Source organism: Promicromonospora kroppenstedtii DSM 19349, assembly GCF_000515355.1.
GTDB lineage: Bacteria > Actinomycetota > Actinomycetes > Actinomycetales > Cellulomonadaceae > Promicromonospora > Promicromonospora kroppenstedtii.
Genome location: NZ_KI911569.1, coordinates 8,075 through 9,546, shown reverse-complemented (window position 1 = coordinate 9,546; position 1,472 = coordinate 8,075). Strand labels below are relative to the sequence as shown.

General features: G+C 71.3%; 3 protein-coding genes. 2 read left to right on the top strand and 1 reads right to left on the bottom strand.

Translation table 11 applies throughout. The features are described from left to right. Nucleotides 1-544, bottom strand: a 544-nt coding sequence (locus PROKR_RS00890; RefSeq protein WP_245605654.1) for a TetR/AcrR family transcriptional regulator, incomplete at its 3' end; no start/stop codon positions are given. A 153-nt stretch (nucleotides 545-697) separates the two neighbouring features. Here PROKR_RS00890 and PROKR_RS00885 point away from each other — a divergent pair. Further along, a complete protein-coding gene (locus PROKR_RS00885) occupies nucleotides 698-1,258 on the top strand; it encodes a hypothetical protein (protein WP_036958903.1) in 561 nt (186 codons plus the stop codon). A gap of 1 nt (nucleotide 1,259) precedes the next feature. Beyond that, the coding region (locus PROKR_RS00880) for an FAD-dependent oxidoreductase (protein WP_036958902.1) at nucleotides 1,260-1,472 on the top strand (213 nt) is incomplete at its 3' end.

Genomic DNA, 1,472 nt, shown 5'->3' with positions numbered 1-1,472 from the left:
CGACGGCCCGGCAGCTGCGCAGGAACGAGGCCCCGACCCGGGACGGGTCGCCGAGGTAGCCGGCGACCATGACGCCGTCGCGCAGCAGCATGAGGTCCTCCGCGACGGCGCCCGGCTCGGCGAGCCCGAGCGGGGCGACGAGGCGCACGAACGCGCTCACCCACCAGGCGCGGTGCTCGTCGACGATCTTGCGCACGGGGCTGGCCGGATCGGGGTACTCCGCCGCGGCGTTGATGAACGGGCACCCGCGGAAGTCGGGCGCGCAGGCCATCGCGCCGGTGTGGTCGGCCATCAGGCGCAGCGTGGCGTCCACGTCGCCGTCGCCGTGGGCGATGGCCGCGTCGACCCCGTCGCGCTCCTGCGCCGCGCGGTGCTCCAGGTAGGCGACCACGAGGTCGTCCTTGCTCTGGAAGTGCCGGTAGAAGGTCACCTTCGTGGTGCCGGCGCGCTCGATCACCTTGTCCACGCTCACGGCGCGGAGGCCGTGCGCGTAGAAGAGCTCGTTCGCCGCCTCGATCAGGCGGTCTGACATTGATCCGCGCACGGTCGCGATCATACGTGTCCCCTTTTCCTCGTCCCCTTGCGCCCGACGGCCCTGGATGTGTACTGTCTCGCTCGGTAGAGTTACTAGTCAGTCTACCTAGACAAATGGCCGCGCGGATCGATTCCCGCGGCCGCCATCCGAGAGGAAACGTCCATGTCCACCACCGTGGAAGCATCCGCCGCGGCCACCGCGACCGCGCTGCGGAACCTGTACTTCGTCCGGTTCGGCTTCGCCGTCGTCTGGGCGGCCCTGCTGTTCGCCGTCGGCGGGAGCCTGAGCCCGCTCACGATCGGGCTGCTCGTGCTCTACCCGCTGTTCGACGTCGCGGCCGCCGTGGTCGACTTCCGGTCCTCGAAGGCCGCGCGCCCCACGGTGGGCCTGTACTTCAACATGGCCTTGAGCCTCGCGACCGCCATCGGCCTGGGGGTCGCCGTCACGTCGGGCATCCCCGCCGTCCTGCGGGTCTGGGGCGTCTGGGCGATCACGGCCGGCATCGTGCAGCTGATCGTCGCGGTCAGCCGCTACCGGCTCGGCGGCCAGTGGCCCATGATCCTGAGCGGCGGCATCTCCGTGTTCGCCGGCACCGGCTTCTTCATGATGTCGGGCGGGGACGTCCCGGCCCTGACCCCGCTGGCCGGGTACGCCACGCTCGGCGGAATCTTCTTCCTGGTCTCGGCGTTCCGCCTGCACCGCGTTGCCAAGAAGGAGAGCTGACATGACCGAGACCACCTTCGACGTCGTCGTCATCGGTGCAGGACCCGTCGGCGAGAACGTCGCCGACCGGGTGGTGCAGGGCGGCCTGACCGCCGCGATCGTGGAGCGCGAGCTCGTGGGCGGGGAGTGCTCGTACTGGGCCTGCATGCCCACCAAGGCCCTGCTGCGCGACGCCGCCGCGCTGCGCGCGGCCCGGAGCCTGCCGGGCGCCGGC